Origin of the sequence: Lottiidibacillus patelloidae, assembly GCF_002262935.1 — a bacterium.
GTDB lineage: Bacteria > Bacillota > Bacilli > Bacillales > SA5d-4 > Lottiidibacillus > Lottiidibacillus patelloidae.
In genome coordinates this window covers 124,557-139,920 of record NZ_NPIA01000004.1, presented here as the reverse complement: position 1 = coordinate 139,920, position 15,364 = coordinate 124,557, and the positions used below count along the sequence as shown (strand labels likewise).

The 15,364-nt window shown below is 35.4% G+C and carries 13 protein-coding genes and 1 riboswitch; of the genes, 3 read left to right on the top strand and 10 right to left on the bottom strand.

Annotated features, from left to right (window positions below; translation table 11 throughout):
* Positions 1 to 5: 5 nt before the first annotated feature.
* Positions 6 to 410, bottom strand: coding sequence for a hypothetical protein (locus CIB95_RS09215; protein ID WP_094924447.1), 405 nt, complete (start codon positions 408 to 410; stop codon positions 6 to 8).
* A gap of 259 nt (positions 411 to 669) precedes the next feature.
* On the opposite strand from CIB95_RS09215, the gene CIB95_RS09210 reads away from it, so the two are divergent.
* Positions 670 to 1,446, top strand: a complete 777-nt coding sequence (locus CIB95_RS09210; RefSeq protein WP_094924446.1) for a 3-hydroxybutyrate dehydrogenase — start codon at positions 670 to 672, stop codon at positions 1,444 to 1,446.
* A gap of 46 nt (positions 1,447 to 1,492) precedes the next feature.
* Here the strand turns inward: CIB95_RS09210 and CIB95_RS09205 are convergent, their stop codons facing one another.
* The 7 genes from CIB95_RS09205 to CIB95_RS09175 form a co-directional block, all read right to left on the bottom strand.
* Positions 1,493 to 2,017 (bottom strand): DUF421 domain-containing protein, encoded by a 525-nt coding sequence (locus tag CIB95_RS09205; RefSeq protein ID WP_094924444.1) that lies wholly within the window; start codon positions 2,015 to 2,017, stop codon positions 1,493 to 1,495.
* A gap of 166 nt (positions 2,018 to 2,183) precedes the next feature.
* Positions 2,184 to 3,794: a sensor domain-containing diguanylate cyclase gene (locus tag CIB95_RS09200; RefSeq protein ID WP_158217596.1), complete on the bottom strand. Its 1,611-nt coding sequence runs from the start codon at positions 3,792 to 3,794 to the stop codon at positions 2,184 to 2,186.
* 166 nt (positions 3,795 to 3,960) lie between these two features.
* Positions 3,961 to 5,292 (bottom strand): lysine N(6)-hydroxylase/L-ornithine N(5)-oxygenase family protein, encoded by a 1,332-nt coding sequence (locus CIB95_RS09195; protein ID WP_094924440.1) that lies wholly within the window; start codon positions 5,290 to 5,292, stop codon positions 3,961 to 3,963.
* Between the two features lie 168 nt (positions 5,293 to 5,460).
* Positions 5,461 to 6,372 carry an HD-GYP domain-containing protein gene (locus CIB95_RS09190; protein WP_094924438.1) on the bottom strand — a complete coding sequence of 304 codons (912 nt, stop codon included), beginning with the start codon at positions 6,370 to 6,372 and terminating at the stop codon, positions 5,461 to 5,463.
* Positions 6,373 to 6,461: 89 nt separating this feature from the next.
* Positions 6,462 to 7,157, bottom strand: coding sequence for a hypothetical protein (locus CIB95_RS09185; protein WP_094924436.1), 696 nt, complete (start codon positions 7,155 to 7,157; stop codon positions 6,462 to 6,464).
* 66 nt (positions 7,158 to 7,223) lie between these two features.
* Positions 7,224 to 7,309, bottom strand: a riboswitch (cyclic di-GMP riboswitch).
* A gap of 234 nt (positions 7,310 to 7,543) precedes the next feature.
* Complete coding sequence (locus CIB95_RS09180) at positions 7,544 to 8,542, bottom strand: EAL domain-containing protein (protein WP_094924434.1); 999 nt, start codon at positions 8,540 to 8,542, stop codon at positions 7,544 to 7,546.
* A 195-nt stretch (positions 8,543 to 8,737) separates the two neighbouring features.
* Positions 8,738 to 10,210: a protein adenylyltransferase SelO gene (locus CIB95_RS09175; protein WP_094924432.1), complete on the bottom strand. Its 1,473-nt coding sequence runs from the start codon at positions 10,208 to 10,210 to the stop codon at positions 8,738 to 8,740.
* A 163-nt stretch (positions 10,211 to 10,373) separates the two neighbouring features.
* Here CIB95_RS09175 and CIB95_RS09170 point away from each other — a divergent pair, with 163 nt between their 5' ends.
* Both CIB95_RS09170 and CIB95_RS09160 read left to right on the top strand, forming a co-directional pair.
* The gene (locus CIB95_RS09170) at positions 10,374 to 12,641 is read left to right on the top strand and encodes a beta-propeller domain-containing protein (protein WP_094924430.1); all 2,268 of its coding nucleotides are present in this window, start codon (positions 10,374 to 10,376) and stop codon (positions 12,639 to 12,641) included.
* A 177-nt stretch (positions 12,642 to 12,818) separates the two neighbouring features.
* Positions 12,819 to 14,105, top strand: a complete 1,287-nt coding sequence (locus tag CIB95_RS09160; protein ID WP_094924426.1) for a glycoside hydrolase family 18 protein — start codon at positions 12,819 to 12,821, stop codon at positions 14,103 to 14,105.
* Positions 14,106 to 14,161: 56 nt separating this feature from the next.
* On the opposite strand, the gene mscL is transcribed toward CIB95_RS09160, so the two are convergent.
* A complete protein-coding gene (gene mscL, locus CIB95_RS09155) occupies positions 14,162 to 14,602 on the bottom strand; it encodes a large conductance mechanosensitive channel protein MscL (RefSeq protein WP_094924424.1) in 441 nt (146 codons plus the stop codon).
* A gap of 67 nt (positions 14,603 to 14,669) precedes the next feature.
* The gene (locus tag CIB95_RS09150) at positions 14,670 to 15,266 is read right to left on the bottom strand and encodes a class I SAM-dependent methyltransferase (RefSeq protein WP_094924423.1); all 597 of its coding nucleotides are present in this window, start codon (positions 15,264 to 15,266) and stop codon (positions 14,670 to 14,672) included.
* Between the last annotated feature and the right edge of the window lie 98 nt (positions 15,267 to 15,364).

Below are 15,364 nucleotides of genomic sequence, written 5' to 3'. Positions count from 1 at the left end.
TGGATTTAAAACAAGTTACGCAATGATTTTAATTCTCTCATTAAGTATGGTGTATAGGGTAAAACGAACACACTTATCCCCATTCGCATTTTAATTGGATTGTCTATAACTAACTTCTTCTCAATTAATCCAACTAAATCCTGCTTTACACCTTGATACAAAGCTATATTATCTTTATTCGAAATTTTAATGAGGTGCCATAGTAGTTTCTTCTGTAGGGTAGGCAGTTGTTTCATATGTACCCATGTTTGCATCTCTTTACTTGGAATGTTGCTTGAAATAATGTGGTTTATTTTTTCTGAAGTGAATGTATTTTCTAGTTGAGGATTACTCTTTTGTGGTTCATGGAGGTGTTTTTTCTCTTTTTGTAGCGTACTTATTCGTGAAGATTCATCTTGGATATTTTCCAACCAGTTCCAGCTCCTTTCAGTACTATGTTTTGAAAGCATTTACGTTATTTTATGATAACTACCTAAAGCATATATCCAATACCTTTATAACAATTGTAATTATATGGTAGCGCAACTTGCAGGCCACTTGCCTCTAGTAGGTGGTGAAACTTCAAATAAAATAAGTTTACATTAACATTTAGAAGGAAATCCCCTACCTTTAACGAAACCATCTTTATATCCATAAAAAAGTAGTATTTCTTGTGATGGAGGTATTATTATGTGTAATGACCATAAAAGAGTAGTAATTATTACAGGTTCAGCAAGAGGTATCGGATTTGCTATAGCTGCAAGCTTTGCTAAAAATGGGGATCAGCCGATTATTGTTGATTTAACAGAAGAAGCTGTGGCAAAGGCGACTACAAATCTAGCAGATAACTATGATTGCGAACAAGTTGGCTATGTCACAGATATAACAGATAGTGCTGCTGTGAAAGAATTGGTAGAACGTGTAATAGCTAGATTTGGACGAATAGATATCGTTGTAAACAATGCTGGGCTGCAATTCATTTCTCCTATTGAAGATTTCCCTGAAGAGAAGTGGGACTTACTTATTAATGTCATGTTAAAAGGACCATTTTTATTAACGAAATATGTTGTACCACATATGAAACAAAGAGATTTCGGGCGAATTATTAATATTTCATCCGTTCATGGAAGAACTGCATCTCCTTTTAAAGCCGCCTACATCTCGGCAAAACATGGCGTTGTTGGCTTAACTAGAACAGTTGCCCTAGAAGTTGCAAATAACAATATTACAGTAAATGCTGTAATGCCAGGTGCAGTACAAACGGAACTTGTAGAAAACCAGTTAGAAAAACTAGCAAATGAAGATGGCATTACTCGTGAAGAAGCCTTACATAAACATCTATTAAATAAGCAGGCTTTAAAAAGATATATTAAACCAGAAGAAGTTGCAGCAACAACACTTTTTCTAGCTTCTGACGAAGCCGCATCAATAACCGGAGAAACAATTAGTGTATCTGGTGGTTGGTAGGTTTTTTGGAAATAAAAAGTCAGGATTATTATAAAACCCTGACTTTTTACTTCAATGTTCTTTCTTTTATTAAATTTTCTAGTCGTTCCAGACGGTCATGCAACTGTTTAATATCCTCATTCGTCGAAGGGTGTTTCTCTTTCTTCCAGCGAAATCCTAGTTCTCCATTCGGATCAATCGTGGCATATTCGATATCACTAATGCTTTGGATTCCGTGTTGGCGCAAACGGGCTTCTAACTCCCCTTTTGGCATGCGAAGTTTTCTCATATTTTTACGTACTTGGCTACCATCTTGTATGACAACAACAGGTTTACCACCTATGATATTTTTTAACGTTTTGCTTTTTAACATAATAAATTCAATCGACAATAGAACAGCGACCATGACTGCTGCAATTAAAAAGTTTTGTCCAACGTCTTTCGTGGCAACTGGTTCTATTAAAACTTTTCCAATTGAAATAATGACAACTGTCTGTGCGATTGTCATTTGTGAAATTGATTTTCTTCCACCTATCCTCATGATAATTGTGCCAATCACTACAATTAATACTGTTTCTACGGCCCAATGCATAATAGTACCCTTCCTTCTTCAATCATTTCTATTACCTTTATAGGCAATTTTCATAAAAGATAATCAATTATTGTTGAAGAATGGGAACCAATTTTTGGCTATGGAATACAAAAAGAGCAACTACACAAGGAAAAAACCTTGTCTGTTGCCCTTTCTTATTCCAACATTATTCTACTTTATTATTTTTCGAGTGTGACTTTTTGTCATTCCAAATTGTCGTTCTGTTTCTACCATTTAACTTGGATTCGTATAAAGCTTTGTCTGCCTTACTGAACAGCTCTTCTAGTTTACCTGAATTCTTAGGGAATTCTGCTATTCCTAAAGAAATAGTGATTGGTGAGCCTACTGGACTATCAGTTTTTTCTACTTTAAGGCGGATTTTTTCCGCAACTAGAAATGCTTCTTTCGATTTAGTTTGTGGTAATAACAGAACGAATTCTTCTCCGCCATAGCGGAAATAAAAATCTTCCTTTCGGGATGCTGTTTTTAACATGTTAGCTAAAAACTTTAATACCTCATCCCCTTTTTGGTGACCGTAAGTATCGTTAACATCTTTAAAGCGATCTATATCAATAACCACTATTGAGAATACTTGATTTATATCAGCTAAATTCTCCATAATTGTATTTAATTTACTACGGTTTGGAATGTTTGTAAGAGCGTCCGTTGTTGCAGTCGCCATCAGTCTTTCATTGTTTTCTTGGACAGCTTTAATTGCAATTCTCGCACTTTTAGTTAACATTTCTGCTTCCCAATTCCAATGAGTCTGATCGTCCGGAATAGTAACACTTTTCCCCTCTGCAACTCGATTAACAATTTCAGCTAAATTCTTAAATGGCGCAGCCAATTTTCTGGCAATAAGGATTGAAATCATTAAGATAATTAAAAAAGGTGCGAGCATGTACAAGATCATCTTTACATGGTGACTTAGGATCACTTTATCAATAAAAGAAACTGGTGTTTGTTGCACTACTCCCCAACCGATTTCCGGAACATAACTGTATGCTGCAAGCATCGGTATACCATTCGTATTGGTCACTTGCTCCATACCGCTTTTTCCTTGCATTATCTTTTCTACTACTGTATTACTTTTCACATTCTCTCCGATTCGTTTACTAATCGGATGAAACAGAATGTTTCCTTCTGGACCTACTACATAATAATACGAGCCATTCTCTTCAATAACATCATTGCCAAGTATTTCATTAAGGACATTTTTTTCATGGAGGTATATCGTTCCGGCAATCATTCCTTTATATTGCCCTCTACTGTTATACAAAGGTTTACTTATTAAAAGTATTAACCGACCTGTTGGAGCAATATAAGGGTCTGATAGTGCCGGTGTTTTATTATCGAGAATTTCCTTGGTAACTCCAGTCGTAATTCGATGCCCTCTTAAACCAACACTACTCGGGGCAATATTTCTTACTAATCCTGTTTGATCGACCCAAGCAACAGAGTTAAAATAGCGACCACTATTTCTATATATTTCTAGCTGTTCTTGTATTTCATCATCTGTAAGTCCCTCGTGACTTGCGATATAGTTTGTTATTTCTTGCAAACTCATGCTCATTGAGACAAACAAGTTATCAACTGTTTGACTAATTTTTTTAACCTTTGAATAGTTTAAGGACAAATGTGTTTCTTCCATAAATTCTCTTTCAGATTGATGGACAGAAATTAACAAAATTATTATGGTTAATAAAACTGATATAGAGACTAAAGTCGTTAGTAACCCCGATAGTTTCACTTTTTTATTTCTTAGTAGGTTTTTCATATGATTGTCCTCCATTAGAAGTAAGAAGCGCTCGAATAAAAATCTCTTTACCTGTTCGTTCATATGTATTTATTTCATTGTAACAATTATCTACTATTACTGCTAATCTCCTTATCTTAATAAAAAAGAGCCCTATTGGACTCTTTTATTACGCTTTTCTTTGGGATTAATCAGTTAAAATACCTTTATTAATCGAGTTGAACTTATCCGCATCAAAGTTTTGGAAGACATTTTTATCATGCATTTCAAACACTTCTTTTCCAAGCAAATGATTAATAATTATTTTATTACGGTGAACAGCAAGTCCAAGGTTCGTTGATCCTACACCGTGCGAATGGGAAATACCACTATGCACATAAATTTCATTTGGGACATTAAGCGTAAGACGATAATCCTCCTCAACTTTGTAACGTCCTTTATCGTCCCACTGAATGTGTTCCCCTAAATTCTTCATAAATGACGGAACATTCGGTCGGTATCCAGTTCCAACAATAACTACTTCTGTTTCATGGGTAAAATCTTTCTTTTGTTGCCACTGGTGACATTGCAGTTCGTATTTTCCATCTTTCTCTTTTACACCACTTACTTCAGTTAATACTTGAAGGCCAACATTTAACTCTTCCCCACAAACACTATGTTCATATAACAAATTATAGATGTCTGTAATTGTATGCGAGCTTATCCCTTTATAAAGTAACCCTTGGGATGCAAAAATACGATCCTTTTCTTCTTGAGAAAATTTATAAAAGTACTTTACATAGTCAGGAGAAAATTGTTCCACACTTAACTTTGATTCTTCCATTGAAAGGAAACTTCTTGAACGTGTAATCCAGTTCAGTTGATATTTATGTTCCATTCGCTCTTTTAATAGTTCGCGAAATGCTTCAGCTGCACTTTGACCTGAACCAACCACAGTAATCGACTTTGCTTTTCGGCACCGGTCTTGATACTTCAAGAAATCTGCTGTATGAAAAACATCTTCCTTTGGCAGACCTTGGAACGATTTAGGCATAGAAGGAGTTGTTCCAGCACCTAACACTAAATGTTTACAGCGGAGTTCTTCTAAATTTCCCGAATTTACGTCTTTCACTGTAACTACATAATTGGAATCGCTTTCATTATATTCTACGTTTTCGACTCTTTTTCCAAATTGACAATTCTCCAATTCATTGGCTACCCATTGACAGTAGTCATTGTACTCACGTCGTGGAATGTCTAGTCTTTGTAAAAAGTAAAAAGGATAAAGGCGATTTTTTTCTGCTAAGTAGTTTAGAAAACTATATTTATTCGTTGGGTTTGCTAATGTTACTAAGTCAGCCATAAAGGGAACTTGTAATCTAGTACCAACTATTAACATGCCAGGGTGCCAATCAAAACTTGGCTTTTGATCTAAAAATACGGTTTCTACTTCAGGGTAGTCAGTTAATAATGCTGCTAGTCCTAAGTTAAATGGACCGATACCTACTCCTAATAAGTCATATACTTTATTTTCCATCATGCACTCCTTAGTTGTTTTTTTCGTCTAGCTTTTTTAATTAACTATTATTTTTTTATTAGTACATTCTAATTTTAACATGGATACACAGTGATAAATTTTTTTCTTTGAAATTAGCCCGTTATAACAGAAAAAGATACTGTCATTTTCACATGATAGTATCCCTTACATTTATACCTCTATATATCCATCTTCTTTTAAAACTTTTTCAAATTCTTCTACGATTTCTCTTTCAAAGTGAATGCCAATGAGGCTTTTTATTTCATTTATAGCAAATTCCGCATTAAATGCTTTGCGATAAGAACGGTCTTCAGTCATTGCATCAAATGTATCACATACTGCTATTATTTTAGCTTCTAATAAAATCTCTTCACCTTTTAAACCTTTAGGATAGCCACTTCCATCCAAACGTTCATGGTGCTGTTCAATGATCGGAGCAAGTTCTTTATAATTTGTACCTATTAACATATCCGCTCCATCAGATGGGTGTTTCTTTATAATCTCAAATTCTTCTTTTGTTAACTTGCCTGGTTTATTCAAGATATTTTCAGGAACATTAATTTTACCGATGTCATGTAAACATGCAGATAAACTGAGTCTTTCTAACTGCTCCTTATTGCACTTCATTTTCTTTGCAATTTTTATTGCGTAATTAGCAACTCGATCACTGTGCATAACTGTATAGCAATCCTTCTTCTCCACTTCTTTTACAATTTCCATAAGTGAAGAAATTTCATTGCTCATTTGTCCAAAGGTTGGTTCAGAGCTAACCCATAGTAAATGAACGTCTGATAGAGCCTTAAAATGGATTGGTTCAGGTATATTTTGAATTTTAAAATACTCCTCTGGCCCGATTGTCACCTTACTATCATCAATTTCACAAAGGATTTCCCCACTAAGCACATAAAAGAACTCTAGCACGTTTGCATTTTCAGAAGGAAATGCATAAAAAAGCTTATCCTTCTTTATGGAATGGGTCATTATCTCTACTCCATCTCCACGAGAAAGCAAGCTTATCTCATTAGTATCAAATTTAACTTTTTCTATGTATGTTCCCTTTTTACCTAATTTAAATCCTTGCATAGTATTCACCTCAAAGAATACATGAAATGGAAAAAAGAGTCCGAAAAAATGAACTCTTTTTTAATTTAACATGATGACTAAAAATAATATTACTTTATTCCGATAACACGGAGAGGATCGATCCACGCCTCACGATCAGCAAAACGTACTAGTTTCCAGCTACATTCGGCAATAACACCTAATTCTGCTGCCTCTTCGATTGTTTTAGCCGACATTTCTAATGTTTTATTGAAGACATCAGAAATTATTTTGTCAAGCTCTTCTGTATACTTTTCTGTAAGTTCTTTTGACTTTTCATATTTCTTATTAAACTTTTCCTCTATTTTTTCTATTTTTTCTATGATTTTCTTTTTATCTTCTTCATCAGCTTCCGCCATTAACTGTGTTGTAAGTTCGTTTAGTTCCGTGTTAAGCTCTTCAATCTTTTTATCAATTTTATCTTCTTCTTTTTTTAATTTCTCATCTATTTTAGCTAATTTCTCTTTTAACTTTTCCTTCTTTTGTTGATCTTTAGTAGAAACATACTCTGCAGTAACTTCCTCTTTTTCAATTTTCAGTTCTACAACTTCTTCACCTTCTTCAAGTTCTCGAAGTTCTAAAAGATACTTAGCTTGAAGCTCGTCAGATTTTTCTACTGCTTTTGCAATTTCCTCATCAATTTTAAGATTTGTCTCTTCTATTTTTTCTAACGCTTCGTCATAGTTAGTTTTCTCAGATGCAAAGATAGGACTAGATGTTGTGAAAATTAAAATTGTAGAAAAGAATAATGCAAGTAACTTTTTCATCTTTATAATCCCCCTATACTATACTGAATTCCTAAAAAAATAACCCCATCTTTTGCGAAAGGGTATCGATGCAACTGGCTGGCATAGTATTACTACTGAAGCCCCTCTAGTTTTGCGTCCATATTCTTTCGAATAGGTTGCCCTTTTTTAGTTTATTCTATTAATTCAATCTATTATAATTCTATTATAGACCTACTTATTTCCTAAATCTACTATTTTATTAAATAATTTCATATATTCATTTGCGAATATTGGCATATTTAGTCGATAAATACCAATATATATTGCTAATATATATTTAGAGAATGTTATTAATAGATTGTATGTCAAATTGAATCTCATTTATGGTCCCTGATTGCACAAAAAAGTGTAGAGCAATGAGTGCCTTACACTTTTTTCGTATGCTTGATCGGTGTTGGAGATGGTTTCCCAAATAAGTAACCTTGAAAAAGTTGATATCCTTTTGTTTGTAACCATTCAAAATCTTCTTTCACTTCGATTCCTTCAGCCAAAGGTGTAGATCCGTTCATTAAAGCGTGCTCCAAAAAAGACAGTGCGTTTTTTTGCTTTGTTATATCATTTGCGACTCCGTTTACATATTGCCTATCTAACTTCATATAGTGAGGCTTAAGGTCAGCCAATACTTCCGTAGTACTAAAACCTTCTCCAACATCATCAAGCGCGTATTTAAACCCTTTTTCGTTATAATAAGCTAATATTTTTTTCAGATGATCTATATCATTTACTTTTTCCGTTTCTACTACTTCAAAAACAAGTTCTGACGGATCTACATTTAATTTATTTGCTAATGCAACTGTTGACTTTAAACAATGCTCTGGTGAATAAATGGAGGTTGGGATGAAATTGATAAAAGCTTTTTTATCGATACGTGCTGCAGCCTTAACAGCATTCATTCGACATAGACGGTCTAAAGCATAAAGCCTACCTCGCTCTTTTGCCGCTGCAAAGACTTCGTTTGGATATAACGTTGAACCGTCTTCGTGTTGAAAACGAGCTAAAAGTTCATAAGCATATATCTCTTCATTACCATTGACGATTGGTTGATAATAGCAAGTTACTAATTCTTTAATAATAATTTCGTCAATCCATTGGACGTCAATCACAGCGTTAATTTGTTTAATAGGTTTCCAGTCTTCGTTGTCAATTCGAAAATAAACCATTTCAGGTTCCATATGGTCATTACAAAAATAAACAAATTCTCTAACAGATGCTTCTTTTATCGTTAAAATATTATCATCAAATTTGACAATTCCATGTTCTCTATTTAAATGGAGGATAACATCATTTAGGAGAGAAAGATTAGCTTCTCCCTCCATTTTTATTTCAAATAGCACATCCATTACGATACAACTGCTACAATTCATATAAATTTTCTCCTCTTGACCGCTATCTATGTCTTTTTTCTAACTTTCCATCTATAGATAGGTTCAAAATTATAATCTTCTTTTTCTATACTCATTAGACCATAAAAAAAAGAAATACAATAGAATTATGTACTTCCTCTTTTTTACAAACAAATATAAAACATAAAAAAGAGCCTTGCACAGGCTCTCCACTAGTTATGTTCCACAATATGTTTGATAATTTCCGGCGGAAGGGTCAGCCGGTTTGCAATAATCTTCCCTTTCCAACGTGTATTCATAAGGATTTACCAATACTTTTAATAAATTTTCGATAACGGAGTAATCCCTATTTTCCACTGCTGCTTCTAATGCTTCTTCAACTTTATGATTGCGAGGAATAACAACTGGATTACTTTTTTTCATTAATTCTTTTGCATCCTCTATTGTTTCTTCTTGTCTCTCTAGTCTTTCTTGCCAACGCTTATTCCAGGAAATAAATGCTTCACTTGCAAACATATCCGTTCCTTTTACCTTATCAAGCGTTAACGCTACAAACGTATTCGTGTAGTCTGCATGATATTTCTCCATCATGCCAAGCAGCTGATCAATCAGTGCTTCATCTTCTATTTCTTCATTGAATAAACCTAATTTTTCTCTCATGCCTTTTTGCCAATTCATGTGATACAACGTGGTGAAATTAGAAATCGCTTCTTGTGCTAACTTAATTGCCTCATCTTCATCTTCATGTAAAAGTGGCAATAATGTTTCAGCAAACCTTGCTAGATTCCAACCACCAATATAAGGTTGATTTTTGTAAGAATAGCGACCTTCACGATCAATCGAGCTGAATACTGTTGCAGGATCGTATGTATCCATAAATGCGCACGGTCCATAGTCAATCGTTTCACCACTTATTGTCATGTTATCAGTATTCATAACACCGTGAATAAAACCAACTAGTTGCCATTTTGCAATTAACTGCGCTTGTCTTTTAATTACTTCTTGAAGGAGAGATAGATACGGGTTTTCCTCATCCTCAATGGTTGGATAGTGACGCTTTATCGTATATTCTGCCAAGATTTTAAGTTCTTCTATTTTACCAATACCTCTTGCATACTGAAATGTTCCGACGCGAATATGACTTGCCGCTACTCTAGTTAAAATTGCCCCAGGGAGTACTTTTTCACGGATTACTTCCTCACCTGTTGTAACAACAGCTAAACTACGGGTTGTTGGTATTCCTAAACCGTGCATTGCTTCACTAATAATATACTCACGTAGCATTGGCCCAAGTGTTGCCCGGCCATCTCCTCCACGAGAGTAAGGCGTTCTCCCTGACCCTTTTAATTGAATATCAACACGATTGCCTGCAGGTGTTACTTGTTCGCCTAGGAGAAGGGCTCGACCATCGCCCAACATATTAATATGACCAAATTGGTGCCCTGCATATGCTTGCGCGAGTGCTGCTCCACCCTGTGGAACTTTATTTCCTGCCAGTACTTCCACTGCCTCTTTACTTTGCAAGTAATCAACGTTTAATCCTAATGAAGTAGCTAGCGTTTTATTTAAAATTACTAAACTCGGCGAAGCAACTGGATTTACCGATATTTTCGAAAAAAATGATTGTGGAAGGCGTGCATAACTGTTATCAAACTTCCAGCCCATTTCTTGTTCTTTGTTTTCCTTCATAAATTCTCCTTTTTAAAGATGGTTTTATATATTCTATCTTTTTCCATGCTATTCTTATTATACATAGTGAGCTAGAGCACGCATATTTTTGTAACACTTTTGAAACAAAACGTATTTTGGACCGTCTAATAAGTAAATACTCTAATGAAACGAAGGTGTCTTTATGAAGAAAATACTTTGGGTAACCGGCCTAGCTTTATTTATAGGTGTCATTTCTATTTATAACTACTATACAAACTCCACATCCAATGTAGCTGTTCAAATCCCATACGCAACAAGCTACGCTCCTACTTTAAAGGATTGGCAGATCCAATTTACAAAACCAATGAATCCTGAATCATTTACTACAGAAACAGTTTCTGTCGTCACGGAAGATGGTGAAAAGAGTACTGTATCACTTGAGTGGAATGATGATTATACTGTTCTCACGTTAAAGTCACCTGATGATGGTTGGGAAGTTGGTAAGAAATACAACATCATTATTTCAAAACATGTAGCGTCTGCTCAAGGCACTACACTAGCAACAGACTTTACACATTCATTCCAAGCTGTCGCACAACTACCAAACATTCAAGATCATGAACAGTTAATAACATTATTAAAAGAACGAATGGAAAACCAATCGCAATATTACCGTGATGGCTTTGTCGAAATGGAAGATAGTATGGATGGCATGGCGGGTGCAGAAGCTAAATCGGCTGATTCATCCACTAGTAACTCTAGAACTACTTCGAAAACGAATGTGCAAGTAGAAGGTATCGATGAAGGAGATCGCATCAAAGTAGATGGCAACTTCCTTTATTTTGTGAGAGATAATGATATCGTCATTGTATCTACAAATGGTGAAAAGAGTACTGTAAAGAGCGTTATAAAAAAAGATGGTTTTTACATTCAGGAAATTTTCTTACATGATGATTTATTAATTACAATTGGGCAAACACATCAGCAAATAAGAGAAAAAGTGACAAGTAATAAGACTAGTGATACACGTATCGCCGCTGATTCGATGTACCCATATTACGCCCAACAAACAACCGTCTATTTTTATGATATATCTAATAAAGAAGATCCAAAACAAGTCCGTGAGTTTACAATGGAAGGTAATTTCACTGCTTCAAGAAAAATGGATGGCTACTTATATTTAATTGCTAATAATTATCCGCCATATCATATTTTAATGGAAGATGAGAAATCTGATACCATTGACCCACGACCATTTGTTAAAGATACAGCAATTAGTGATGATCCAAAACCAGTTGATTTTGGTCACATGCACTTTTTCCCTGATAGCAACGAACAAAGTTTTATGCTAATTAGTGCAATCGACTTAAATGATATGAACAAAGAACATAACTTGAAAGCTTATTTAGGTTCATCAAACCAGATATACATGTCAGAAAATAATCTTTATACTGCCATTCATAAATACAATTTAAATGAAACAAAAGGTGCAGACGGTACAAAAATGTTAAGAATTGCTGAGCCTGCTGATACACAAATTATTCAATTCCATATTCAAAATGAAACTATTGCTTTTAGTGCGAAAACGGTTGTCAATGGAACGTTGATCAATCAATTTGCGATGGATGAACGAAACAATACATTCCGCGTTGCGACGACAAAAGGAAACAGCTGGGATGAACAAAATCCTTCTACAAACAATTTATATACATTTGATATAAATTTAAACCCATTAGGACAGGTAGAAGGCCTTGCCGAAGGGGAACGTATTTATAGTGTTCGCTTTATGGAAGATGTCGCTTATATGGTCACGTTTAAACAAGTTGATCCCTTATTCGTTATTGATATTAAAGATGCGAAGAATCCGAAGGTGCTAGGAGAGTTGAAGATTCCAGGCTTTAGTAATTATTTACATCCGCTTGATGATAACCATGTCATCGGGTTTGGTCAACATACCGCACTAGAAAAAGTGGAATGGCGCGACGAACCTGTTGTCCGACCAAAAGGATTAAAGATTTCAGTATTTGATGTTACAGATCCTGCAAATCCAATTGAAAAATTTGTGGAAATACTCGGTCAAGGTGGTTCCTATTCAGAGGTCAATCATAACCACCGAGCATTGTACCAACATCCAGAGAAGAACTTATTCGGTTTCCCAGCAAACCTTTATGAAACAAAAACAATTCAAAAAGGTGATGCCGTTTACGAAGAGCATGCTTTCGTATTCGAAGGTGCCTTTTTATACGAAATATCTCCTGAAACAGGGATCACGTTGAAAGATACAATTACCCATCAAAAAAAACCACAGAATAATTATGGATATTCTGATTGGTATTCATCAATCCAACGAATGGTATCAGTTGGGGACCTTCTATATACGCTATCATTTGATCAAATGAAGGTTTATGATCTTTCAAGTGAAAAAGTCATTTACGAACTAAATTTACCTAAAATGAAGCAAAATTATTAAGTAACCGATATTGTCTGCCCACTTCAGCTTAAAACGAAGTTGGGCAGATTTTTTGTTTTTTACCTTTGAATAAAGCAAAGTTATTAAAGTATATCCTTTTCTACCTTGTCCTTTAGCATGTTTTTTGAAATAGCTTAATACGATGATAAGAGGAAATAGAATAGGAGGGGATACACTGTGCAAATACATGTCATCCAGCCAGGCCAATCACTTTGGGGAATTTCACAAGCATATGGCACTTCTGTGCAAGCCATTGTAAATGCAAATGAAATACCAAACCCAAGTGCCCTAGTTGTTGGTCAGGCGTTAGTTATTCCGATTTACGGCAGTTTCTATTGGGTACAGCCCGGGGATACACTTTATGGAATTGGCAAAAAGTTTAAGGTTGATTATCGGGAACTTGCGAGAATTAATGGAATTCCGCTTCAAAGCTATCTTTCTATTGGCATGCGGCTCTATATTCCACCAAAGCCAAAAGTGAATGCTGAATTTAATGCATACATTGAATCTTTTGAAGAAACAGTTAGCCCTGAACTAGAAAAAGCAGCACGAGACGCCGCGCCGCAATTAACTTACTTAGCTCCATTCAGTTTTGAAGTGCAAAGAGACGGATCACTAAAAGAACCTCCTCTTAATGATTACTTTAATATTGCCCAAAATAACAACGTCACGTTAATGATGGTTGTCACCAACCTTGAAGAAGGTCAATTTAGCAATGAACTCGGTAGAGTCATTTTAAACGATGAAAACATCCAAAACAAATTATTAAATAACATTGTATCCGCCGCGAAAAGATTAGGTTATCGCGATATTCATTTTGACTTCGAATTCCTTAGACCAGCCGATCGCGAAGCATATCAAAAGTTTTTACGAAAAGCGAGAACACGATTTAAAGCAGAAGGTTGGCTCCTCTCAGCTGCATTAGCCCCGAAAACGAGTGCAACGCAAAAAGGGGAATGGTATGAAGCACATGACTACAAAGGCATTGGCGCAATTGTCGATTTCGTCGTAATCATGACTTACGAATGGGGCTATAGTGGTGGACCACCAATGCCAGTGTCACCAATTGGACCAGTTCGGAAGGTGCTAGAATATGCTTTAACTGAAATGCCGGGAAGTAAAATATTAATGGGGCAAAATTTATATGGCTATGACTGGACACTCCCTTATAAACCTGGTGGTGAATATGCGAAAGCTTTAAGTCCGCAAGCAGCAATAGCACTAGCATTAAAACAAGGTGTGGCTATTCAATATGATTATAAAAACCAAGCACCTCATTTCGATTATTGGGATGCTCAAGGAAAACAACATAAAGTCTGGTTTGAAGATGCCCGTTCCATCCAAGCCAAATTTGATTTGATGAAAGAGCTCGGGTTACGAGGAATGAGTTATTGGAAACTTGGATTACCGTTCCCGCAAAACTGGCTATTAATAAGAGAAAATTTTAATGTTGTAAAACAATAAAAAGATCCGAGGGGTAGCTGGATTCATTGGCTATTCCTCGGATTCTTTATTTTCTTTTACTTTACTTTTCGATTAAAACGGATGATTGGGTCTTCTCGCTTCCCTCTTCTTCGATCGTTTTCTTCATTTCTCTTTAAAATATCTCTAATCTCAGAAAGCAATTCTATATTACTAACTTCTTGTTCCTCTTCCGCTTTCTCATCATCTTTTTTTGCATGGTATTTGTTCAGTATTTTAATTACGGCGAAAATTGCTATTGAAATAAGTAGGAAGTCAACCATCGTTTGAATAAAATTCCCGTAAAGAACAACAGCCCCTCCAACTCGGAATTGAAGCGCTTCGAGATTGATTCCCCCGACAATAATACCTACGAGAGGCATGATGACATCCTCAACTAGAGAATCTACTATTTTACTAAAGGCAGCTCCAATGATTACTGCAATAGCTAACTCGATGACATTCCCGCGTGCGACAAACTGTTTAAATTCTCTCCACATATTTCACCCTCACAATCAGCTTTTACTACAAACCTATGTAAAGATAGCTTGTATATGCAGAGTAATTTTAACGTTTTTGCCCAACGAACTGAATTACATGTGATAAGCCTTTATGAGATTCACCTTCACTACGCATCACTTCACCCATGAAAAAGTGGACAATTTTCCAATCGGAAAATGTTTGTAAAAATTCTTCTGGTTTATACAAAAGTCCTTCATCTTTGGGACCACCACTTTTATAGGGAATTTGGTATTGGGAATAAACTTCGGTAATAAAATAACCGCCTGGCTTAACTGCCTCCTTTACACCATTCAATGTTTTCTTCCGAAGATTTTCCGGGAAATGACCAAACACACAAATAATCTCATCCCATTGTTCTTTTTCCCAGTTTGCTTCACTCAAATCAATGAGTTTCGTATTAATCGTTACGCCTTTTTTCGCTGCTAATTTCTTTGTTTTTTCAAGCCCTGACTGTGCGTAATCCCATGTCGTAACATTCATTCCTTGTTCTGCTAAAAAGACTGCATTACGCCCTTCCCCCTCAGCAATCGCAAGCGCATTTCCTGAAAGCTGTAGCTTCTTATGCATATCTGCAATAAATACATTCGGTTCAGTTCCATAAATATAATTTTCATCTTTAAATCGTTCATGCCAATGATTCACCAATGTCGTCTCCCTTTTTTCTATTTTTATAGTTCCTTAATTTCATGCGCAAAAGCACCTAATAAGCCATTTAAGCATATGTAAACTTATAACGAAAT

Excerpts from the sequence above, each read along its gene's own strand:
- CIB95_RS09185 (WP_094924436.1), bottom strand. The coding sequence starts at position 7,157 with ATGAAAAAGTTACTTGCATTATTCTTTTCTACAATTTTAATTTTCACA.
- CIB95_RS09180 (WP_094924434.1), bottom strand. The coding sequence starts at position 8,542 with ATGAATTGTAGCAGTTGTATCGTAATGGATGTGCTATTTGAAATAAAA.
- CIB95_RS09210 (WP_094924446.1), top strand. The coding sequence starts at position 670 with ATGTGTAATGACCATAAAAGAGTAGTAATTATTACAGGTTCAGCAAGA.
- CIB95_RS09195 (WP_094924440.1), bottom strand. The coding sequence starts at position 5,292 with ATGATGGAAAATAAAGTATATGACTTATTAGGAGTAGGTATCGGTCCA.
- CIB95_RS09200 (WP_158217596.1), bottom strand. The coding sequence starts at position 3,794 with ATGAAAAACCTACTAAGAAATAAAAAAGTGAAACTATCGGGGTTACTA.
- CIB95_RS09205 (WP_094924444.1), bottom strand. The coding sequence starts at position 2,017 with ATGCATTGGGCCGTAGAAACAGTATTAATTGTAGTGATTGGCACAATT.
- mscL (WP_094924424.1), bottom strand. The coding sequence starts at position 14,602 with ATGTGGAGAGAATTTAAACAGTTTGTCGCACGCGGGAATGTCATCGAG.
- CIB95_RS09190 (WP_094924438.1), bottom strand. The coding sequence starts at position 6,372 with ATGCAAGGATTTAAATTAGGTAAAAAGGGAACATACATAGAAAAAGTT.
- CIB95_RS09175 (WP_094924432.1), bottom strand. The coding sequence starts at position 10,210 with ATGAAGGAAAACAAAGAACAAGAAATGGGCTGGAAGTTTGATAACAGT.
- CIB95_RS09170 (WP_094924430.1), top strand. The coding sequence starts at position 10,374 with ATGAAGAAAATACTTTGGGTAACCGGCCTAGCTTTATTTATAGGTGTC.